The organism is Bartonella sp. CL435QHHD (assembly GCF_042195095.1).
In the GTDB taxonomy this organism is placed as follows: Bacteria; Pseudomonadota; Alphaproteobacteria; order Rhizobiales; family Rhizobiaceae; genus Bartonella.
Window position 1 is genome coordinate 1 of the sequence record NZ_JBHINS010000007.1, and the last position, 18,660, is coordinate 18,660.

Annotated in this window: 13 protein-coding genes and 2 pseudogenes; 8 read left to right on the plus strand and 7 right to left on the minus strand. The window is 37.8% G+C overall.

Features of this window, described 5'->3' with window-relative positions; genetic code table 11:
• A pseudogene (locus tag ACFILH_RS00180) lies at positions 1 to 249 on the minus strand (DUF3792 domain-containing protein); the annotation flags it as partial.
• 479 nt (positions 250 to 728) lie between these two features.
• Between ACFILH_RS00180 and pyrF the strand changes: the two are divergent.
• The 4 genes from pyrF to ACFILH_RS00200 all read left to right on the plus strand — a co-directional run bounded on the left by pyrF (position 729) and on the right by ACFILH_RS00200 (position 4,533).
• Positions 729 to 1,574, plus strand: a complete 846-nt coding sequence (pyrF, locus tag ACFILH_RS00185) for an orotidine-5'-phosphate decarboxylase (RefSeq protein ID WP_375660904.1) — start codon at positions 729 to 731, stop codon at positions 1,572 to 1,574.
• A 49-nt stretch (positions 1,575 to 1,623) separates the two neighbouring features.
• Positions 1,624 to 1,881 (plus strand): hypothetical protein, encoded by a 258-nt coding sequence (locus ACFILH_RS00190; protein WP_375667181.1) that lies wholly within the window; start codon positions 1,624 to 1,626, stop codon positions 1,879 to 1,881.
• Between the two features lie 42 nt (positions 1,882 to 1,923).
• Positions 1,924 to 3,408, plus strand: coding sequence for a histidine--tRNA ligase (gene hisS, locus ACFILH_RS00195; RefSeq protein ID WP_375637755.1), 1,485 nt, complete (start codon positions 1,924 to 1,926; stop codon positions 3,406 to 3,408).
• A 591-nt stretch (positions 3,409 to 3,999) separates the two neighbouring features.
• The gene (locus ACFILH_RS00200) at positions 4,000 to 4,533 is read left to right on the plus strand and encodes a replication protein (RefSeq protein ID WP_375637754.1); all 534 of its coding nucleotides are present in this window, start codon (positions 4,000 to 4,002) and stop codon (positions 4,531 to 4,533) included.
• Between the two features lie 881 nt (positions 4,534 to 5,414).
• Here ACFILH_RS00200 and ACFILH_RS00205 read toward each other — a convergent pair.
• Positions 5,415 to 5,939, minus strand: coding sequence for a peroxiredoxin (locus ACFILH_RS00205; protein ID WP_375667196.1), 525 nt, complete (start codon positions 5,937 to 5,939; stop codon positions 5,415 to 5,417).
• 217 nt (positions 5,940 to 6,156) lie between these two features.
• Between ACFILH_RS00205 and ACFILH_RS00210 the strand changes: the two genes are divergently transcribed.
• The 3 genes and pseudogenes from ACFILH_RS00210 to ACFILH_RS00220 form a co-directional block, all read left to right on the plus strand.
• Positions 6,157 to 7,785 carry an alpha-D-glucose phosphate-specific phosphoglucomutase gene (locus ACFILH_RS00210; protein WP_375667182.1) on the plus strand — a complete coding sequence of 543 codons (1,629 nt, stop codon included), beginning with the start codon at positions 6,157 to 6,159 and terminating at the stop codon, positions 7,783 to 7,785.
• A gap of 1,066 nt (positions 7,786 to 8,851) precedes the next feature.
• Positions 8,852 to 9,187 (plus strand): zinc ribbon domain-containing protein YjdM, encoded by a 336-nt coding sequence (locus ACFILH_RS00215; protein ID WP_375667183.1) that lies wholly within the window; start codon positions 8,852 to 8,854, stop codon positions 9,185 to 9,187.
• 875 nt (positions 9,188 to 10,062) lie between these two features.
• Positions 10,063 to 10,143: pseudogene (locus tag ACFILH_RS00220) on the plus strand (DUF4102 domain-containing protein); the annotation flags it as partial.
• A gap of 448 nt (positions 10,144 to 10,591) precedes the next feature.
• Here the strand turns inward: ACFILH_RS00220 and ACFILH_RS00225 are convergent.
• From ACFILH_RS00225 to murJ, 4 genes are all read right to left on the minus strand, one after another.
• Positions 10,592 to 11,170, minus strand: coding sequence for a NifU family protein (locus ACFILH_RS00225; RefSeq protein ID WP_273790941.1), 579 nt, complete (start codon positions 11,168 to 11,170; stop codon positions 10,592 to 10,594).
• A gap of 59 nt (positions 11,171 to 11,229) precedes the next feature.
• Positions 11,230 to 11,721: a universal stress protein gene (locus ACFILH_RS00230; protein WP_273790942.1), complete on the minus strand. Its 492-nt coding sequence runs from the start codon at positions 11,719 to 11,721 to the stop codon at positions 11,230 to 11,232.
• Positions 11,722 to 11,783: 62 nt separating this feature from the next.
• On the minus strand, positions 11,784 to 12,854 hold the full coding sequence (gene trpS / locus ACFILH_RS00235) for a tryptophan--tRNA ligase (RefSeq protein WP_375631322.1): 1,071 nt from the start codon (positions 12,852 to 12,854) through the stop codon (positions 11,784 to 11,786).
• Positions 12,855 to 12,914: 60 nt separating this feature from the next.
• Positions 12,915 to 14,486 (minus strand): murein biosynthesis integral membrane protein MurJ, encoded by a 1,572-nt coding sequence (murJ, locus tag ACFILH_RS00240; protein ID WP_273790944.1) that lies wholly within the window; start codon positions 14,484 to 14,486, stop codon positions 12,915 to 12,917.
• A gap of 401 nt (positions 14,487 to 14,887) precedes the next feature.
• On the opposite strand from murJ, the gene ACFILH_RS00245 reads away from it, so the two are divergent.
• Complete coding sequence (locus ACFILH_RS00245; protein ID WP_375631323.1) at positions 14,888 to 15,046, plus strand: hypothetical protein; 159 nt, start codon at positions 14,888 to 14,890, stop codon at positions 15,044 to 15,046.
• A gap of 288 nt (positions 15,047 to 15,334) precedes the next feature.
• On the opposite strand, the gene ACFILH_RS00250 is transcribed toward ACFILH_RS00245, so the two are convergent.
• A complete protein-coding gene (locus ACFILH_RS00250; protein ID WP_375667184.1) occupies positions 15,335 to 18,547 on the minus strand; it encodes a BID domain-containing T4SS effector in 3,213 nt (1,070 codons plus the stop codon).
• Positions 18,548 to 18,660: the final 113 nt, after the last annotated feature.

Genomic DNA, 18,660 nt, shown 5'->3' on the forward strand with positions numbered 1-18,660 from the left:
AACAGAGCCCACGCCAAAGGAGAGGAAAGAGCCTTCAAATGGGGTTGAAGAAGTGAAATCCATTTGGCTTAAGCCTAAAGCTGCGACCAGAAAAGAGAGGCAGATTGAGGTGGCAAGAGCTGTCACCAGTCCCGCAAAGATTGCGGACCATGAAATGGGTGTGTGAAAGAGTGAATATTTTTCTTCTAGAGATGTTTCTCCTAGAAAATTCGTCTCAAATGGTGTGTTTTCAGGAATGCGAGTTTCCATGTTTTATCTCCTTGAATATGCTGGAGATACAATGCCTTTTTGCAAATTATGTTCCAAAAGGGATAAAGAGCCGCTAAAAAGGAATAGAAAAGATCTAAAGTTAAGATCGAGATCATCATGGTGGGGCATTTTCTTTTGAAACTTTTGTTTAAAACGTGTTCATAGAGAGTTTTTGTTGATCATAAAAAAGGGTGTGAAAACGACAAGGTACGCCTATAGGGCTTTATGAGGTCATAATAATATGGATGCTTTTTTGTTTATATTCTTTCATAAATTTGAATTTTTATCTCATGACAACGTCTTGGTCGATAAACATATGATAAGCGTTACGAATGGGAATATATTTATGTTTCATAAATAAAAGCACATTTTGTATAGAGAGCTCTTTCTTTGTGTTTTCGCTATTGTATTCTTTTGACAAATGGTTTTCTTTTTGATTGTATCAAAAAGTTTAAAGAGAGACCTTGTTAGGATATAAAATGTTTCGTTCAACTTTTTTTAAAAATCGTGAAATCTATGGACCTCTTTGTATTGGCTTTGATCCGAGCCATAAAGTTTTGCAATCGTGGAAACTAAGCTTTGATTATAAAGGTCTAAAAGATTTTTGTGATATCCTCTTAACAGCGGTTGTGGGTAAAGTGGGGATTATAAAGCCGCAAGTCGCATTTTTTGAATTATATGGTGTGGAAGGTCTTCAAGCTCTCAAAGAACTGATTGAAAATGCACACGAACAAGGCATATTGGTTCTGGCGGATGTAAAGAGGGGAGATATTGGCTCTACTGCTGAAGCCTATGGTAAAGCTTGGCTGGGTCCAAGCAGTGCGTTCAAAGCTGATGCCATCACAGTTAATCCTTTTTTGGGTTTTGATGCTCTTCTTCCTCTGATAAAGGTTGCAGAAGAAACAGGAGCAGGAGTTTTTGTGGTTGTTCAGTCTTCTAATCCAGAGGGGAAACAAATACGAAATGCGCTTATTGGTGATCAGACACTCTCTCTTCATCTAGCACAGTGTATTTGTGATTATAATTCTCAGTCTCCGGTTCTCCATCATAATATTGGTCCCATAGGTGCGGTTATAGGAGCGACATTAGGATCTGAATCAAAAGACACAATCGAGCAGTTAAACAATAGTCTGTTTCTCGTTCCGGGTATTGGCGCCCAAGGTGGAACAATGACACAATTAGCAAATCAATTTCCACAAAGACTTTGGCAGAATGTTATTCCCTCTGTATCACGCTCTATTACAGATGCTGGACGAAATATTGTTGATTTAAAAAATGTTATCAATCATTTTGCAGAACAAGCGCAAAGCACACTGATGTCTTGAGGATTTTTGCATCTGTAATAAATCTGAAGAATTTTGAGAGGGAGGGCTTTTGAGGGGGATGTTTCCGATTTATCCAGAATCAACAGTTGCTTTGTGGTTTCATTCAAAAAGCGCGGATGTCTTTTCATTGAATGTTAAGCGGGCATTTCATGTTGAGCGGGAGGCTATGTTCCTATTGAAAGTACAAATATTTTCAGTAGATTGCCTTAAGGGTAAGGGTTTACATCCTTCAAAAGCAAAAGCTTATGCATATTGTTACCAGTTTCCAGTTGATAAAGTTATTGCAGCGTTTGTTTCTATAAGATAGACACACGTTATCGGTGAATATATATTGTTGTTAGAGAAAAACATGTCATCAAAACAAGAAAAAACCAAAGCCCGTTTACCCCGTGGTTTTGTGGATCGTACAAGTGCACAGTTGTATGCAACTGAAACAATGATTGCGCAAATTCGTGAAGTCTATGAACTTTACGGTTTTGAAGCACTAGAAACTCCAATTTTTGAATATACAGATGTGCTGGGTAAGTTTTTACCGGATTCAGATCGTCCAAATGCGGGCGTTTTTTCGCTACAAGATGATGATGAGCAATGGATGTCTTTGCGCTATGATCTTACCGCGCCTCTTGCTCGTTATTTTGCCGAGAATTTTGAAGTTTTGCCAAAGCCTTATCGCAGTTATCGTCTTGGCTTTGTTTTTCGCAATGAAAAACCAGGTCCAGGGCGGTTTCGGCAATTTATGCAGTTTGATGCGGATATTGTTGGAACACCAACGGTTGCAGCTGATGCCGAAATTTGCATGATGGCAGCCGATAGTTTGGAAAAACTAGGGTTTCAGCATCATGAATATGCCATTCGTCTGAACAACAGAAAAATTCTCGATTGCGTTTTAGAGAAAATTGGTTTGGGGGGAAATGAGCAGGCTGAAAAGCGCTTAACTGTCTTAAGAGCAATTGATAAACTGGATAAATTTGGTTCTGAAGGGGTGCGTTTGCTTTTGGGAAAAGGGCGTTTGGATGAAAGTGGTGACTTTACAAAAGGGGCGGAGCTTAAGGATAAAGAGATTGAGTGTATTCTTACCTTAACTGTTGCTGGAGCTGAAACAGCAGAAGAAACGCTTGAGGTTCTTAAAGAAGTGGTTGGTGATCATGTTCAAGGGCGTGAGGGAATTCGTGAGCTTGAGGAAATGCAAGCAATTTTTGTCGCAAATGGCATTCAGAATCGTATCAAGATTGATCCATCGGTGGTGCGTGGACTGGATTATTATACAGGTCCTGTTTTTGAGGCTACGTTGCTTTTTGATGTTTTCAATGATGATGGGCAGAAAGTTGTTTTTGGCTCCGTTGGTGGTGGTGGGCGCTATGATGGATTGGTGGCACGCTTTCGTGGTGAAAACATTCCAGCAACAGGTTTTTCAATCGGGGTCTCACGCTTGATCGCTGCTTTGCAAAATCTTGGAAAGTTGCCTATGAAAGAGTCAACAGGGCCGGTTGTTGTGCTGATGATGGATAAAGAGCCAGAGGCGGTTGCTGGTTATCAAAAAATGGTGATGCAGTTGCGTGGTGCCGGAATTCGTGCTGAGCTCTATTTGGGGGCATCGGGGATAAAAGCGCAGATGAAATATGCAGATCGACGCCAAGCGCCTTGTGTGGTTATCCAAGGCTCACAAGAACGTGAGAGTGGAAAAATACAGATCAAAGATTTGATTGAAGGGGCGCGGTTATCTCATGAAATTAAGGATAATCAAACATGGCGTGAAAGTCGACCAGCACAAGTGACGGTTGATGAAGATCAATTGGTCAAAACGGTACAGGATATTTTAGCAGCCCAAAAATGATAATGGTAAAAGTCTTTATACAAGTGATTGTTCGAAATATTTTGGAAATTTGAAACTCAATTTTTTAAATTTGTACTTTGCTCGTTTACACGTGCTGACGCACGCGTTCAAAATCGAGTTTTTGGAGTGCGTGCGGAATAAAAGAGAGATTTTTAAAGAGGTAAATAAGCGCTATTTGCTATAAAATGTGCCCTTCTGAGGATGCAATGATAATGCGTTAAGATGAGCAAAAAAATTTTAACGAAGAAAAAACTCTGAGAAAATTAAAGGGTTTTACGTAACGCTTCTGCAAAAGTTTATAAAAATATTGACAAGTTCATATTGGCTTCATCTTTGAATTCTCATCTATGAGCATCAAATCCTTTGATGTTCTCTTCTTGGACATTACAAAATCTAGTCTTATTGCAAAAGGAGGGAGAACTAGAGCGTTTTATCCTAAAAGACTTTTTAAGCTTCAAAAAACAATGGAATGACTTAAATCGAACAATTTTTTACAGGAGCATGTTTGGATGAATTGTAAGCTGCCATAATGGTAACTGACTGATAATATGTATTATTTCATAAAATCAACTCTTTAATGGAGAAATGAAAATGGTCCAATATGATTTTACTCTGCTCTATGAACGAAATCCCTTTATTCTTGAAAGACCTGAGAATATTGGAAAGTCATTTAAACTTCCTCCTTCAAATTTCGGATTTGAAGATCTTCCGCAAATTACCTTTTCAGGCGCCTCGTCATGTCGGCGTATGATTTTTGGGCTATCATTTAGTGGTATGAAAGCATTTTTTGTGATGTTGTGGCAGATAGGGAAAATGTTAGATGAGGGGGATGATGTGGATTTATGGTTTGATCAGATAACATTGGATCATGATATTCTTGAGGAATTTTTGACTTGCGATCTTTCAATTCAAGAACCAGAATATCTTAATTTTGAAAGTTTTAAAGAAGGTATCAAAGAATTAGAAAAGAATAAAATTGTAGCGAAGGGGACAAAAAAAGATTGTTATTTCATCAATCCAGATATTTTTGGTCTTCCTGAATGTGATGAAGATTTTGAGTTCGATGAAGAGGAAGAGATAGAAGCACACTTTACGGTAGAATACCCGAATAAACAACTCCTTTAACCGTTTTTCTCTTAGAGAAAAATAAAAGCTTAGAATAAATGGCTATGAGAACAGCAATGAGTCTGTTTATGGTATGTGAATTGGAATGTTTGCGGGATCTGTTTTGATTTAATATTCTCCATGAATGGTTCTTTATGCAGAGCAGTTTTTATGCCATATTTTCTTCTTTTTATGAGACATAAGTTAATTTGAATTGTGCACCTCTTCAAACAAATGTTTGATCTGTATTTTCTTTCTTGATACTTTTGTAAACTTTGCAGTAATGATGTTCATAGCTCTTGTATTTTGGCGCGTTTACGAGAGGTATTTTTACTCTTTTTAATCGTTTATTCATATGCCAATCCCACTTGCTAATGAGCAAGAAAATAGTTTTAAGGGATTCAATATAAGAAGGGATAAAATAAAACAATCTTATGATATTCGGCTCCTCTCATTCAATATGCAAAATTATAAATTATCTTTATAAATCAAAGTATTGTTCGATACAAAGTTTTTCTCAGTATGAGAAATTTAGCATTGATCTTGCATATTTCATCAATACGTTAGTCCTTGATGTTTCTGAGAGAGTTTTGCATGAATTTGCGCATTTGGCAATTGCATCCCCATTTTTTGATAGCGTGCAACAGCTTTTAACTCTTTGATTTTTTAGCTCCACAACGGGTCCAGATTTTTCATCAGCAATTTTTCAAACTTTTTCAAAGCCGTTAAAGCGTGAAATATTTATTGAAAAAATTATTGCTGTAATATTTTCTCACAGAAGGCGCACAATCAACTTATCGTGTCTGTTTTCACGAATAGATGTTGTAAAAAGTAAACGACACAATCTTCCTCCTCAGGAAATTTGTGTCGTAAAATTTTGTTTAAATAGACGATTGGGGGAATTAGCTTTTCAAGGCTTCTAAAACATGTTGTGGTGAAGAAACTTCATAAGGATCTGTTGCACAATTATCTGAAAAACCTGCTTCTTCGAACCATTGTTCAATCACACCATCATTAATAACAGCTGCATAGCGCCATGATCGCATGCCGAAACCAACATTGTCTTTTGCAACCAGCATACCCATTTTGCGTGTGAATTCACCAGAGCCATCGGGAATTAATTTCACGTTTTTGATATTTTGTGCTTTTCCCCAAGCATTCATGACAAAAGCATCATTGACGGAAAGGCAATAAATTTCATCAATACCCGCTTGTTTAAATTCATCATAGAGTTTTTCAAAATCAGGCAGCTGAAAGGTTGAGCAAGTAGGGGTAAAAGCTCCAGGAAGAGAAAAAAGAATAACACGCTTTCCTTTAAAGTAAGCATCGCTGTTAACTTCTTGCCACCGATAAGGATTGTCTCCAGCCATTGATTCATCGCGTACGCGTGTGTGGAATGTTACATTGGGAACTGTTTTTTTCATCATCATGATGCTCCTGTATTCTTTTACGAAAATTTTGTTTTAAAACAGCCTTCGTATTTAAAAACATATGGCAAAAAGCGTTTTAAACAAAAGGGCTTCTTTAAAAATTCTTACTTCTAACGAGTGTGCAAATATTTCACACTTCCGTCAAGTAGAATTAATGGTCGACTTTGGATACTCTTCACCTTAAAATTATAGGAAATCATATAAAGGTATTGATATGACCATAAAGACAGTTTTAACCACGGCTTTTGAGGGGCAAAAACCGGGAACGTCTGGTTTGCGCAAAAAAGTGTCTGTTTTTCAACAACCCCATTATGTAGAAAACTTTATACAGTCTCTTTTTGATAACATTGGGCCTCTTGAAGGAAAAATGTTGATTCTTGGGGGGGATGGGCGCACTTTTAATCGTACTCTTCTTCAGATTGTGTTGAAGATGGCGGCGGCGCATGGTGTTTTTTGTGTTAAAATGGGAAGGGGCGGTATTCTTTCTACACCTGCTGTTTCGCATCTTATTCGTAAAACTCATGCCCATGGTGGACTTATTCTTTCTGCAAGCCATAATCCTGGTGGTCCAGAGGGAGATTGTGGTATCAAATACAATGTTTCCAATGGTGGACCGGCTCCTAATTCTTTATGTGATGCTATTTTTGCAACATCGCAACGTCTTTCCTTTTATAAAATTCTTGAAGCACCAGATATTGATTTAGATAGGCAAGGTACGGTCTTTATGGGAGCCATGCGGATTGATATTATCGATCCTGTCGCTGATTATGTTGCTTTGATGCAAGAGCTTTTTGATTTTGACTGTATTGCTAAGGCCGTTGCTCGAGGTCTTACTTTACGGTTTGATGCCATGCATGCGGTAACAGGGCCTTATGCTCATGAAATTTTTGAAAAATGCTTAGGATTTTCTGAAGGGACAGTGGTTAATGGTATTCCTTTGCCAGATTTTGGAGGCGGTCATCCAGATCCCAATTTGGTTTATGCCAAGGCTCTTTATGATTTATTGATGTCAGAGCAAGGACCAGATCTTGGCGCAGCCTCTGATGGTGATGGAGATCGTAACCTCATTATTGGTCGTCAACAATTTGTCTCGCCTTCGGATTCTTTGGCTATTATGGCTGAACATGCACACCTTATTAAAGGATATCGAAAAGGTGTTGTAGGGATAGCGCGTTCTATGCCAACGGGGCGTGCTGCTGATTTAGTTGCGGAAAAACACGGATTAAACTTTTTTGAAACGCCAACGGGATGGAAGTTTTTTGGAACCCTTTTGGATGCGGGGAAAGTAACCTTTTGTGGTGAAGAAAGCTTTGGAACGGGCTCTCATCACATCCGCGAAAAAGATGGTTTATGGGCTGTCCTATTTTGGTTAAATCTTTTAGCGGTAACAGAAAAAACTGTCGCACAGATTGTTCAACAGCATTGGTCCACCTATGGGCGTTTTTACACGTTACGGCATGATTATGAAGAAGTCGAAGCAGATAAAGCTTTGGCATTACTAGAGTATTTGCGTGCGCACTTACCACATGCAGGAACTGAAATTGCTGGATTTTTCGTCAAAAAAGCAGATGATTTTACATATCATGATCCTGTTGATCAGAGCGTTAGCACGCGGCAAGGTATACGTATTTTTTTCGAGAATGGAGCACGGTTGGTGGTTCGTTTGTCGGGAACAGGGACGCTAGGTGCTACTTTACGACTTTATTTGGAACAGTATGAAAGTGATCCGCGCAAACACAATTTTAATCCGCAAGAAGTTCTCCAACCTTTGCAACAGGTGGCACTAAAACTGTTAAACATACAACAAGCATTGGGGCGAGATCGTCCTGATATTATCACCTAAGATCATTGGAATGTTTTTTTGTAAAGGTATGATGATTGATCACATGGATGTGATTTTAGGGGCGTGATTTTATGTGCCATAAGCCAGAGCTTAACTCTATTTTTAGGCGAGAATTGTTTTTTCCTCTCTTACATATCAATCGGATTCCTAAAACTGCCGGATTCTTAAAACTAAATGCTGTAGGAAATTATAATCGAGCATAATCGGAGCATTTATGTCCAATGGGTTTGCTCAATGGCTTGATAGAAATTTTTGTTTAATAGGGGAATGTTTCTCATACAAAACAAAATACGATCATTGTTGCACATTTCATATGTTTGTTTTAAAGAAGCTTCTCTCTCAAGACGCTAAAAACGCATCTTATGCGTGTTGCTTTGAAAGGGATAACCGGCCATCCATTGAGCAGCATCATTTTTACGCTTATGAGAGAGTAAGACGGCACCATCATTCACTTTGCCCGCTTTCAATGTTGGCTCTTATATTTGAGAGTGTTTAGTATTTTGGATAATCGTTTTACACGGATTTTCCTACTTGTAACATGCAAACAAAAGGCTTTGGTTGTTTCAATGTAAAAGGGGTTGAGAGAATCTCAGCTTATTTATCGGCTCTCATTCAATATACAAAACCATTAACTATGATCATAAATTAGTTTGTTCTCTAACATTATGAATGCTTTACTTAAATAAAAGGTCAAGTTGAGGCTATCATTTTCTTGTTTCTCAGTTTTTAGCTCTTTGGAAGCGTTTTTATTCAGAGATGTTCCTTTTCTAATTGTTTTTTATTCATTCGTTAATTGTATTGCTGATGTGTAAGAAAATGATTTTGATTAATTTATTAGAGAGAATGAAGTGAGTAAATTTTATGATATGCGGGGGCTCATTTAAGTTATATAATGATCAATCATTTTTATAAACTCATGTATGGTGTGTGATGATAGCATTCATGAACACAGTTGGCAGATGAGGATTGAAACAAAGGGAAATGTTTTTCTAAAATAATGGACAATAAGCACTTCTTGCTTTATGACCAGTCATAATGAATGATTTTTCTTTTAAAAGGGGAATTTATGACCCAATATCCCAAATGTCCTCGTTGTGATTGTCTTTATACTTATGAAGATGGTGAAAATTTTGTGTGTCCTGAATGCGCACATGAATGGCCGCAAAAAAACGATGATACGATTCTTGTCAATACTGTTTATGATGCCAATGGTCAGATTTTAACAAACGGAGATACCGTTATGGTGATAAAAGATCTGAAAGTAAAAGGCGCTTCATCTGTTTTAAAAGGTGGTACTAAGGTAAAGAATATTCGCTTGGTGGATGGAGATCATAATATTGATTGCAAAATTCCAGGGATTGGTCAGATGAGTTTAAAGTCGGAGTTTGTGAAAAAAGTTTAAGCATTTGTCCTCTTGCAATTGTTTTTGGATTTCGTTGGTTTTCTATTTTTACATTCTTCTCTAATTGGGCATATTTTCCTCCAGTGGCTTCTTTTCTTGTTTCATAGATTACACCAATCAGATAGAAGCAATATGTTTTCCTTTATTGCAAAGCCATGTATCGCAGAGAAATAGCGACTCTGTCTTTTTCTTTTAATATGCGGTATGGGGGACTGGATGTTGACTCACAAGCAACAATAAAAGTATGCGCTTTATGAGAAGAACAATACCGTAAAGTAGACAAACTTATTCCTGCTGAATTGAAAAAATATTCTCATTTTTTGTATCAGATAATTTTTCAAACAACCATAATAGATCTGGCTTCAATGTATTTATTTTTTACAGGTAGTTATATTTTTGCGTCATGTTTATGGAAATGAGATTGAAAATGATAGGGGGGGAATTCTTGATTTTAAGAATGGAAAAAGGACGCTATGATCTTGATAAGGTCTTATTGCCATGCATTTTCCAGCTCTTAGTACTGCAACAGTCTCTTATAAAAGTGTACATAAGAGCTATTAAAAATAGTTTTTGTTATTATCCAGTTTGTGCTGTGTAAGCGGACGATTTTGATTGATGCAATAAAAACAGAATTGAAATAAGAAGAATGTCAGAGTTCTCATTGCAAGTTGCAAAATGTGATCTTTGTCGAGTGGCTGAAACAACATATTGATTTATAATAGTAAATTAGCGTTATTCATATTGAATTAGAACCCCGAATAACGTGGGATTCTCTCATTTCAAATCTGTTTCATGTTGAATCAATTAAAATCACTTGCTTGCACACCACAAGCGGGGCTGGTGTGTGGGTAAAAATGAGGAAAGAAAGGATTAAAATGACTCTTATGAATCGTCTTAATGAAAGAGCTGTCGCATCATTAGGGGCTGGCAGATATGATGATGGTGCCGGCTTGCTACAAGGAGTATTTTGCGTGATTTGTCGTTGGAAGCACTGAGAAAGATAGAGCAAATGAGCACTCTATCTTACAATGTTTTCTTTTTTGAGTTTTCTTTTTTTGTAACGAGGTCGTGTTTTCCTCGTTAAAATTGCATGACAAGATTATAAAACAAAATAAATTTAAAGTGCACACCCATGCATTGTACTTCTGTGTACGATTGGTTTGTTGAAATAACTTATGCTTCTTAAAGGGGGCTTTGAAATCTTTTTAAGGCATATGTGGAGGTGAAAGGTGAGTGAAGGTATCATTATTGGACAGATTTTTTTAACAGTACTCTATCTTTATGGCTGCATAGCTTACTTCTAAAATTTCAGGAATAAAATGACGTAAGATCTTTACATTCCATGTTTGAGCGCTGTTGAAGAGGGGCAATCGGTGTGGTTATTTTATCTATTGAGGTCAATATTTATTGTGGCATGGCTTCAACGCCTAAAACTTCAGGGATAAAATGACGTAAAAGGTTTTCAATACCATGTTTGAGAGTTGCCGTTGAAGAGGGACATCCAGCGCAGGAGCCCCGCATATTGAGATAAACAATACCATTTTCAAATCCGCGAAAAGTAATGTCTCCACCATCATTGGCAACCGCTGGGCGGATACGCGTTTCAAGCAGATCTTTAATGGTTAAGACAATATCAGCATCTTTTTCGTCATAAAATTCTTCGTTAAGGGCATGGGTTTGTGCTTGTGTTGTAGCGTTGGTGGTGATCACTGGCTCATTGGATAGAAAATGTTCCATGATTGTGCCTAAAATGACGGGCTTGAGATGTTGCCATTCCCCTTCTTTTTTGCTTACGGTGATAAAATCATAGCCTAAAAAAACACCATTGATATTGGGAATATTAAACAGTTTAGCCGCCAAAGGTGAGTTTTTAGCTGCTTCTTCAGGGTCACGAAATTCTAATACGCCCTCAGAAAGAACCACGCGTCCTGGCAAGAATTTAAGAGTTGCAGGGTTTGGGGTGGTTTCAGTTTGAATAAACATAGATTCTCCTTTTATAATGAAGGATTGGGAAGATCTTACATTGTAGAATATTATATTTTTTAGGCAATAGATCTAATATCTTCATCGGCAAGATTGCTAGGAATAACAATGACAGGGATTGAAAAAGCTGTTCCTTTATTCCCGATTAATTGAACAAGGGGTCCTGGTCCTTCTGTATGTCCACTGGCTGCTAAAACAATTAGTGCAATCCTTTTATCTTCGTCGATCAGTTTGGAAATCTCATCAATTTTTTTTCCTTCACGCACCACTATTTCTGTTTCAAGCGCATGGGTGGTGCGGACTTCACTGGCAATGTCTCCTAATATTTTATGAGCACTTTGCTTTGATTCTGTGCGCATAACGTTGTTTACACCCAGAAAATGTTGAAATTCTACACTATCAACGACACAAAGTAATACCAATGTTCTACTGGTGTTTTGGGCATGTTGTGCGGCAAACGCAACGGCACGCCGACACTCTGGTGTTTCATCGATAATGACTAAGTTTTTTTTCTTTGGTTCTTTTTTCGGATTTTTGGGTTTGGAAATCATGCACTTTCTCTATTTTGTACAAACGATTTTTTTGCTCTCTACAGTTTTTAGTTTTATTATTTTTATGTATCGTGCAAAAATCCAATAATTTCACGAATTTTTTTCATATTTTCTTCTGCGAGCATACTAGCACGTTTAGCGCCATCATGCAAAACAGAGTCGATATAATCACTTTCTTGATGAAGTCGACGTAATTCTTCTGTTATAGGGGCAAGCTTATGGACAACAAGGTCGGCTAGAGCTGTTTTAAAATGCGAAAATTGTTGACCAGAAAATTCTAAAAGAATCTTTTCTTTGCTAACTTTGGCAAAGGCAGCATAAATACCAAGCAGGTTGTCCACTTCTGGTCGTTCTTTTAAAGCGGTGAGGGTATCGGGAAGAGGAGCCGAATCCGTTTTGGCTTTGCGTATTTTTTTTGCGATAAGATCAGCATCATCGGTCAAATTAATGCGTGAAAAATCTGAAGGATCTGATTTTGACATTTTTTTCGTCCCATCGCGCAAAGACATAACGCGTGTGGCTGTTGTTCCAATAAGCGCCTCTGGGAGGGGAAAAAAGCCTTGTCTTTTTTCTTCATCTGTTTGCATAGAGATACCAAAATTTAATTCGGCAATACGCTGTGCATAGTCGTTGTTAAATTTTTGTGCAATATCGCGTGTGAGTTCAACATGCTGTTTTTGATCTTCGCCTACTGGAACATGCGTTGCACGATAGACTAAAATATCAGCGGCCATCAAAGTGGGATAGGCAAAAAGCCCTAGGGATGCTTTTTCGCGATCTTTTCCTGCTTTATCTTTAAATTGTGTCATGCGTTGAAGCCAGCCAATACGGGCAACACAATTAAAAATCCAGGCGAGTTCAGCATGTTGAAAAACACGTGATTGGTTAAAAATAATGTGTTTTTGAGGATCAATACCGGAGGCTAAAAAGGCTGCTGTCACTGTTTTGGTGGATTCGCGTAAAGTAAGGGGATCTGGGTTGACTGTGAGCGCATGCATATCCACAACACAATAGAGGCAGTGATGAGAGTTTTGCAGTTCAACCCAACGCTGAATGGCTCCAAGATAATTGCCAAGATGTAAATGACCACTCGGTTGTACGCCGGAAAAGACAAGTGGTGTGAAGGTATCCATAGGAGTGCTCTTTCTTCAATTAAGGTTATTCATTTTATTTTTTTTGACAAAGTATAGATATTATGAGCGTTTTTTCAAATTTTTAAGCGTGTGAAAAAAGGAACGGGTGTTGAATAAAAAATAGGCACTAAAATAGATCAAAAATATGCCAATCATGATCCCAGCTAAGGTGATCGCGCGCAAGAAAAATGATGCTTGTGAGGATAAAGGAAAAGACAAAAAACCAAACACATTCAATCCGTAATAGAGGGCTAGTGCACTCAAAAGAGTTGCCATCATGAGACATAATATTCGCTTTATCAGTTGGAAGTCGTATTTCCAATAACCGCGTTTGATAAGGACACTCCACAGCAACAGTGTGTTGGCCCATCCAGAGGTAATTTCAGCAATAACAATGCCTCGTGCAGATAGAATAGGAAATAATGTTAAGGCGAGACTGATATTGATGAAAACGCAAATACCTGTAAAAATCATCGGTGTTTTGGTATCTTCATGGGCAAAAAAATTAGGAATAAAGACCTTAATAAGAACAAAAGCTGGAAGTCCTAATCCATAAAGTTCTAGTAATTGTGCAACATGGTGTGTTGATTGACTGGTAAATTGTCCTCGCTCAAAGAGCAAACTGACAATGGGAGTGGAGAGCAGCAAAAAAGCAATGGATGCTGGAAGTGTTAACAACAATGTTAATTCAATAGAGCGATTTTGTAAATGGTGGGTTTCTTTATGCTTTTTGCTCCGCAAAGCACGTGTTAATTCTGGTAAAAGAACGGTTGCAACGGCAATGGCGATTACGCCTAAAGGCAATTGATAAAGACGATCAGCATACATCAAAGAAGAGACAGCACCCGATTGACTAGAAGCAATGTTGGTATTAATGAGCAAATTGATTTGTGTGATGCCACCCGTAATGGCTGCTGGGAATGCTAGAGTTAATAGCTTGCGAACATTAGGACTTAAATGGGGCTGGCGGAAGGAAATTTTCATTCCACTTTGACGCAAAGCAAGGGCAATTAAGGTGAGTTGAAGAAGCCCTGCTGCTAATACACCCCAAGAGAGATTTAAGCCGATATGCCAAGCGTCAAGTTTATAGATCCAAGCATAGGCAAGCACACCAATCAGAATAATGTTTAAAAAGAGTGGGGCAATGGCGGCAATAAAATAGCGTCGCAGAGCATTAAGCATGCCCCCCATCATGGCAGCAAGCGACATGCAGGTTAAATAGGGAAACATGATTGCAGTAAAGTGAATGGTAGCGTTAAATTTTGTTGCATCTTCGGTAAAACCTGGGGCAATAATGGTTCGTACCAAAAAAGGCATACTCAGTTCCATCGCAATCGTTAACAGTAAGAGCAGCGAAAAGAGAACGCCAAAGACTTCTTCTGCAAATTTGCATGCCGTTTCGTGACCTTCTTCAGTGATTTTTTTTGCAAAAAGAGGAATGAAAGCAGCGTTAAAGGCACCTTCAGCAAAAAAACGACGAAATGTGTTGGGAAAACGAAAAGCAGCGTTAAAGGCATCAGAAACAGGACCTGTCCCTAGGGCTGCTGCCATAAGCATTTCGCGTACGAAGCCAAAAATACGGCTCATAAGGGTTCCGGAAGCAACTGTTGCAATTTTTTTAATCAATGTCATAAAGATATATCAACTTTGTTGTAAAAGAGAAGCGATGACAGGAGAAATAAACCGTTTTAAATCGTAAAAATCTGATCTCTATCCTAATCAAGGATACTTTTGGAAAGCGTTTTACGACGGTGTTTATCTCTCTGTCAACAATGGTGCTTGAAGACTTTTTTATGCTCCTTGTTTACTGTTGCATTAAAATTTTTATTGTTGCCATAAAATAATTAAAATTTCTTTTTCAAACTGAAATATGGGAGAAATATCATAACAGTTTTAAGAGACATATAAGGATATATAATGATAATTTCTCTTTATGTTTTGATGTCGTGAATAATGCAACCCAATACCTTACTGTTTTACGTGAGGGGCATGACCCTATTTAAAGAACGCAAATAAAATAAAAGCATGAAACAATGTGCAATTTCCATTATTTAAAAAACAGCGCTTTAGATGTTTTAAAAAGTCGTAAGGTTGAGCTAAAAGGTGATGGTAAAGCTGGTGATTGGTTTTCACTTTTACGGCTTTATGTTCTCTCCAAATTTGGCTGCCTTTTCGTTTTAGAGATTACATAAACAAAAGGATAGGAAGACGTGATCTTTCAACAGCATTTTGTCTGTTTTTAGCACGACAGGTAATGAAAGTGATTCATTATCATTTTCAAAAATGATTGATCCTTTTATTTTTCCTGTTCAGGTTTCTTTTCACAGTTGATGAGGATAACATCTGAGAAAATAAGATAAAATTGCTCTCTCATGGTTTCCATTCTCGTTGAGGTCGATTGATTTGCCGATGAAGGCAGGGGGGGGTAAAGGCTATCATTTTTACCAGAGAGGGCAAAAAAGTTAAAGTTTATGGACCCTTTAGATATTCATTGCCATCGCTTTTGCGTGCTCTGTTTTGTGAGGTTGAATATTTTCTTGTCTTTTAGGACTCTGATTGACGTTTTCTGTCATTTTTTGCACTTTAATTGATTCTTTATCGAGAGTGTTGGAACATTTTTTTTCATTATTTTTCTTTATAGATTGATGCTGGATAGATTGATACTGGTTTGGTGCTAAGCGCTCATCGAATTTATGGTTATAAAAATACATGGGTTGTATATGCTGTTCTATCTCTTTTATCTGCTTGATTATTTCCATAATCTCTTTTGCTTTAACGGTTGATGTACCAAGACTCTTCGCAAGTTTTTCAGGATTATTTTCCTTTATAGCTTCATGCTCGCTTGAGGATAAGCGCTCATTGATTTTTTTGATATAAGTCCTTATCTCCCCCCTTAATTCAGGAGAGTTTGATAAAGTTTCTTGCTGTTGTGCTTTTGACAAGGAAAAGAGATTTTTCATCCAAGCCTCAGGAATTTTTACCGACTGTTCACACCGCCTTTGTTTTTCATGATGGGTATGGAGAATGTCTCTTTCTGTTTGTTTAAAAATATTGATATAACGATCAATGGCTCTACAGAGGGGCAAAATATTTGCTTCAGCATGGGCACGCGCGTTGTTTTTTATGCCAAATACATTGCTACCAGAAAGCTTAGAAATAGATTGGGGAGAGGTGGTAATTTGATAGGTGAGCTGTTCTCCTTCAGTATGATTTTCATGGATCACCTCAATTCTTTCCTGCAAAATATGACGATTGCCATAAATGATTTGGCACAAAGTTTCGATTTCTTTTCTTCTTGCTTGAATGGATGCGTTGTTTTTTATCCTTGTGGCAATTTCATTGCTGGTAAGGGGGGCTATTGTTTGTGCGGGGATAAGCACTTCTTGCTGGTTTTGAATTTTTGGTGCTGTAAAGGAGAGGGCGTCACCGATTTTTAATGTCTGTATTTGCTCTGGGGTGAGATCTTTTTTATTTCCCAAGATGAAAATCCCGTTGGCATCAAGCATGAAGCCATTGGGTCCACTGCCTCTGTAGAAGCCTTTATAGGTATGACCTTCTTTTGCTGTTATAATAAGATGATTATGAAGACTCTCAAATCCGATATGTTTCATATTGTCCATGAATTCTTTTAAAATAAGTATTTTTTCTGGATTTGAGATATCTTCAAGCAGATGTTTCATCTCTTCCTTATCGTTATGTTTTAGCGATGCAATGCTGGCAAGATTCATGCGTTTTTCTGTTACAAGAGAAAAGTCGAGTGTGTGGCCAGCAACTTGCCCAAGTTTTTCAAAAAACATTCGTTGTGTGCGTCCATTACCTTCTCTGAAGGGATGCGTATAGTTGAGCTGTATCAACATTTCAGTGACATGTTCAATAAATGTTTCGCGGGTTAAGCCTTTTAAACTATTCGTTTCAGCAAGTATTTTATCTAAATTTTCTAGTCCCTCTTGTATCTGTTTTGCTGAGGCAAAAGAAATCCCAGCTTTTTTCATCATTGGCATATAAGCAACGGTACCATCTTCAAATGTAAATGGTTTTTCGCGTGTTTGTCCGGCCCATTCAAAAGTATTTTTAAATAGGGTGTGATGAATATATTGGAGATATGTGGAAGTTAGTTTTTGCGGTGGCGCTTCTTGGCGTAGATGAATGATTGCTTTTGTTGTATCATGGGCACATTGCACTTTTAATTTTTTATAGTCGTTTATTCCATATTTATTTTTTAAGGTGATACTATTAGGGCAAAAGAAATTACGGTACATTGTCTTATTTTCTTCAGTTTGAGGCGATGAGGATAATTTCTCCTGTAAGGTGAGAGGGACGGTGTCCGTTTTTTTTGTACCAGTGTCCCAGTATGCCATTGCTTTTTTTGGGGGCTGTTTCATTCTTTCTTGATGATCAGAGCGTTTTTCCTTTGTCATTTGGACAGATATTGGATTATTTGTCGCTGTATTGCTGGTCTGTAAAATGTTTTTTTGGAAATCTTTTTGCATTTGCCTCATAGAGGAAGCAGATTGAGCAATTGGTTTGGTCATTTGTTCTTGCAAATTTTCGGGCATAACTTCAATGCTGTCATGTAAAGCATGAGGGGCACTCCATGGTGAAAAATGGGCTTTTTCTTTTTTCTTTGTTTGAATGGATGCGTTGTCTTTGCTCTTTTCAGTTATTTCATCGTTTGTGAGAACGGCTCTTTTTTTTCTGGAAGCAATGTTTTTTTCTGGGTTTTGAGTTTTGGGCGCTGTAAAGGAGAGGGCGTCACCGATTTTTAATGTCTGTATTTGCTCTGGGGTGAGATCTTTTTTATTTCCTAAGATGAAAGTCCCGTTGGCATCAAGCATGAAGCCATTGGGTCCACTGCCTCTGTAGGTACCATGATAGGTTTCTCCTTCTTTTGCGACGACAGTGAGATAATAATTTTTTTCATCCAATCCAAGCTCTCTCATAGAGTTGGTAAATTCTTGTAAAATGAGCAATTTTTCTGGATTTGAGATATCCTCAAGCAGATGCTTCATAGGCTCTGGATCGCCATGTTCCATGGCAGCGGCGCGGACAAAGTCTTTACGTTTTTTGCTCACAAGAGAAAAGTCTAGCTCATGTCCTGCTGCTTGAGCGAGTTTTTCAACAAACAGTCTCTTTGTGCGCCTATTGCCCTCTCTGAAAGGATGCAAGTGGTGCAAATCTATCATTATTCCAGCGGCTTGTTCAACGAATTCTTCGCGCGTTAAGCCTTGTAAATTATTCTTTTCAGAAAGCGTTTTATCTAACTTTTCTAGTCCCTTCTGTATTTTTCTGCCAATCGCAAAAGGTTTTGTAAATTCTTTTCTTTTCAAAATGGGCATAGAAGCAACAGTACCATCTTCAAATGTAAAAGGCTCTTCGCGTGTTTGTCCGGCCCATTCAAATGCACGGGAAAAGAGGCGTTGATGAAGGTATTTTAGATAAGAGGCATTAAACTGCTCTGGTAGAGGTTCTTGATGCAGTTTTATCATTTCTTTTTTTACATCATTAGAACAGCATTCTTTTAATATTTCTTTATCTTTGATGCGGTATTTATTTTTAAGCACTTTGCTATTGGGGTAGAAAAAATTTTGCGCTTCTTCATTGATTTGCTTTGAAATGGCTGCATTAATTACAGAGTGTTGTTCTTGCAATTCTTCCTGTGTAGAGGAGGCACAATGTTCTGTGTTTTCTTTCATGCATATTTCCTTTCAAATGGTAACATTATTTTTTGAAATCTTCTTTGTTTACATTTTTTGCCTTATGTTATTTTCATAGCGTTTTCTTCAAAGAAGAATGCCTATTTGAATGA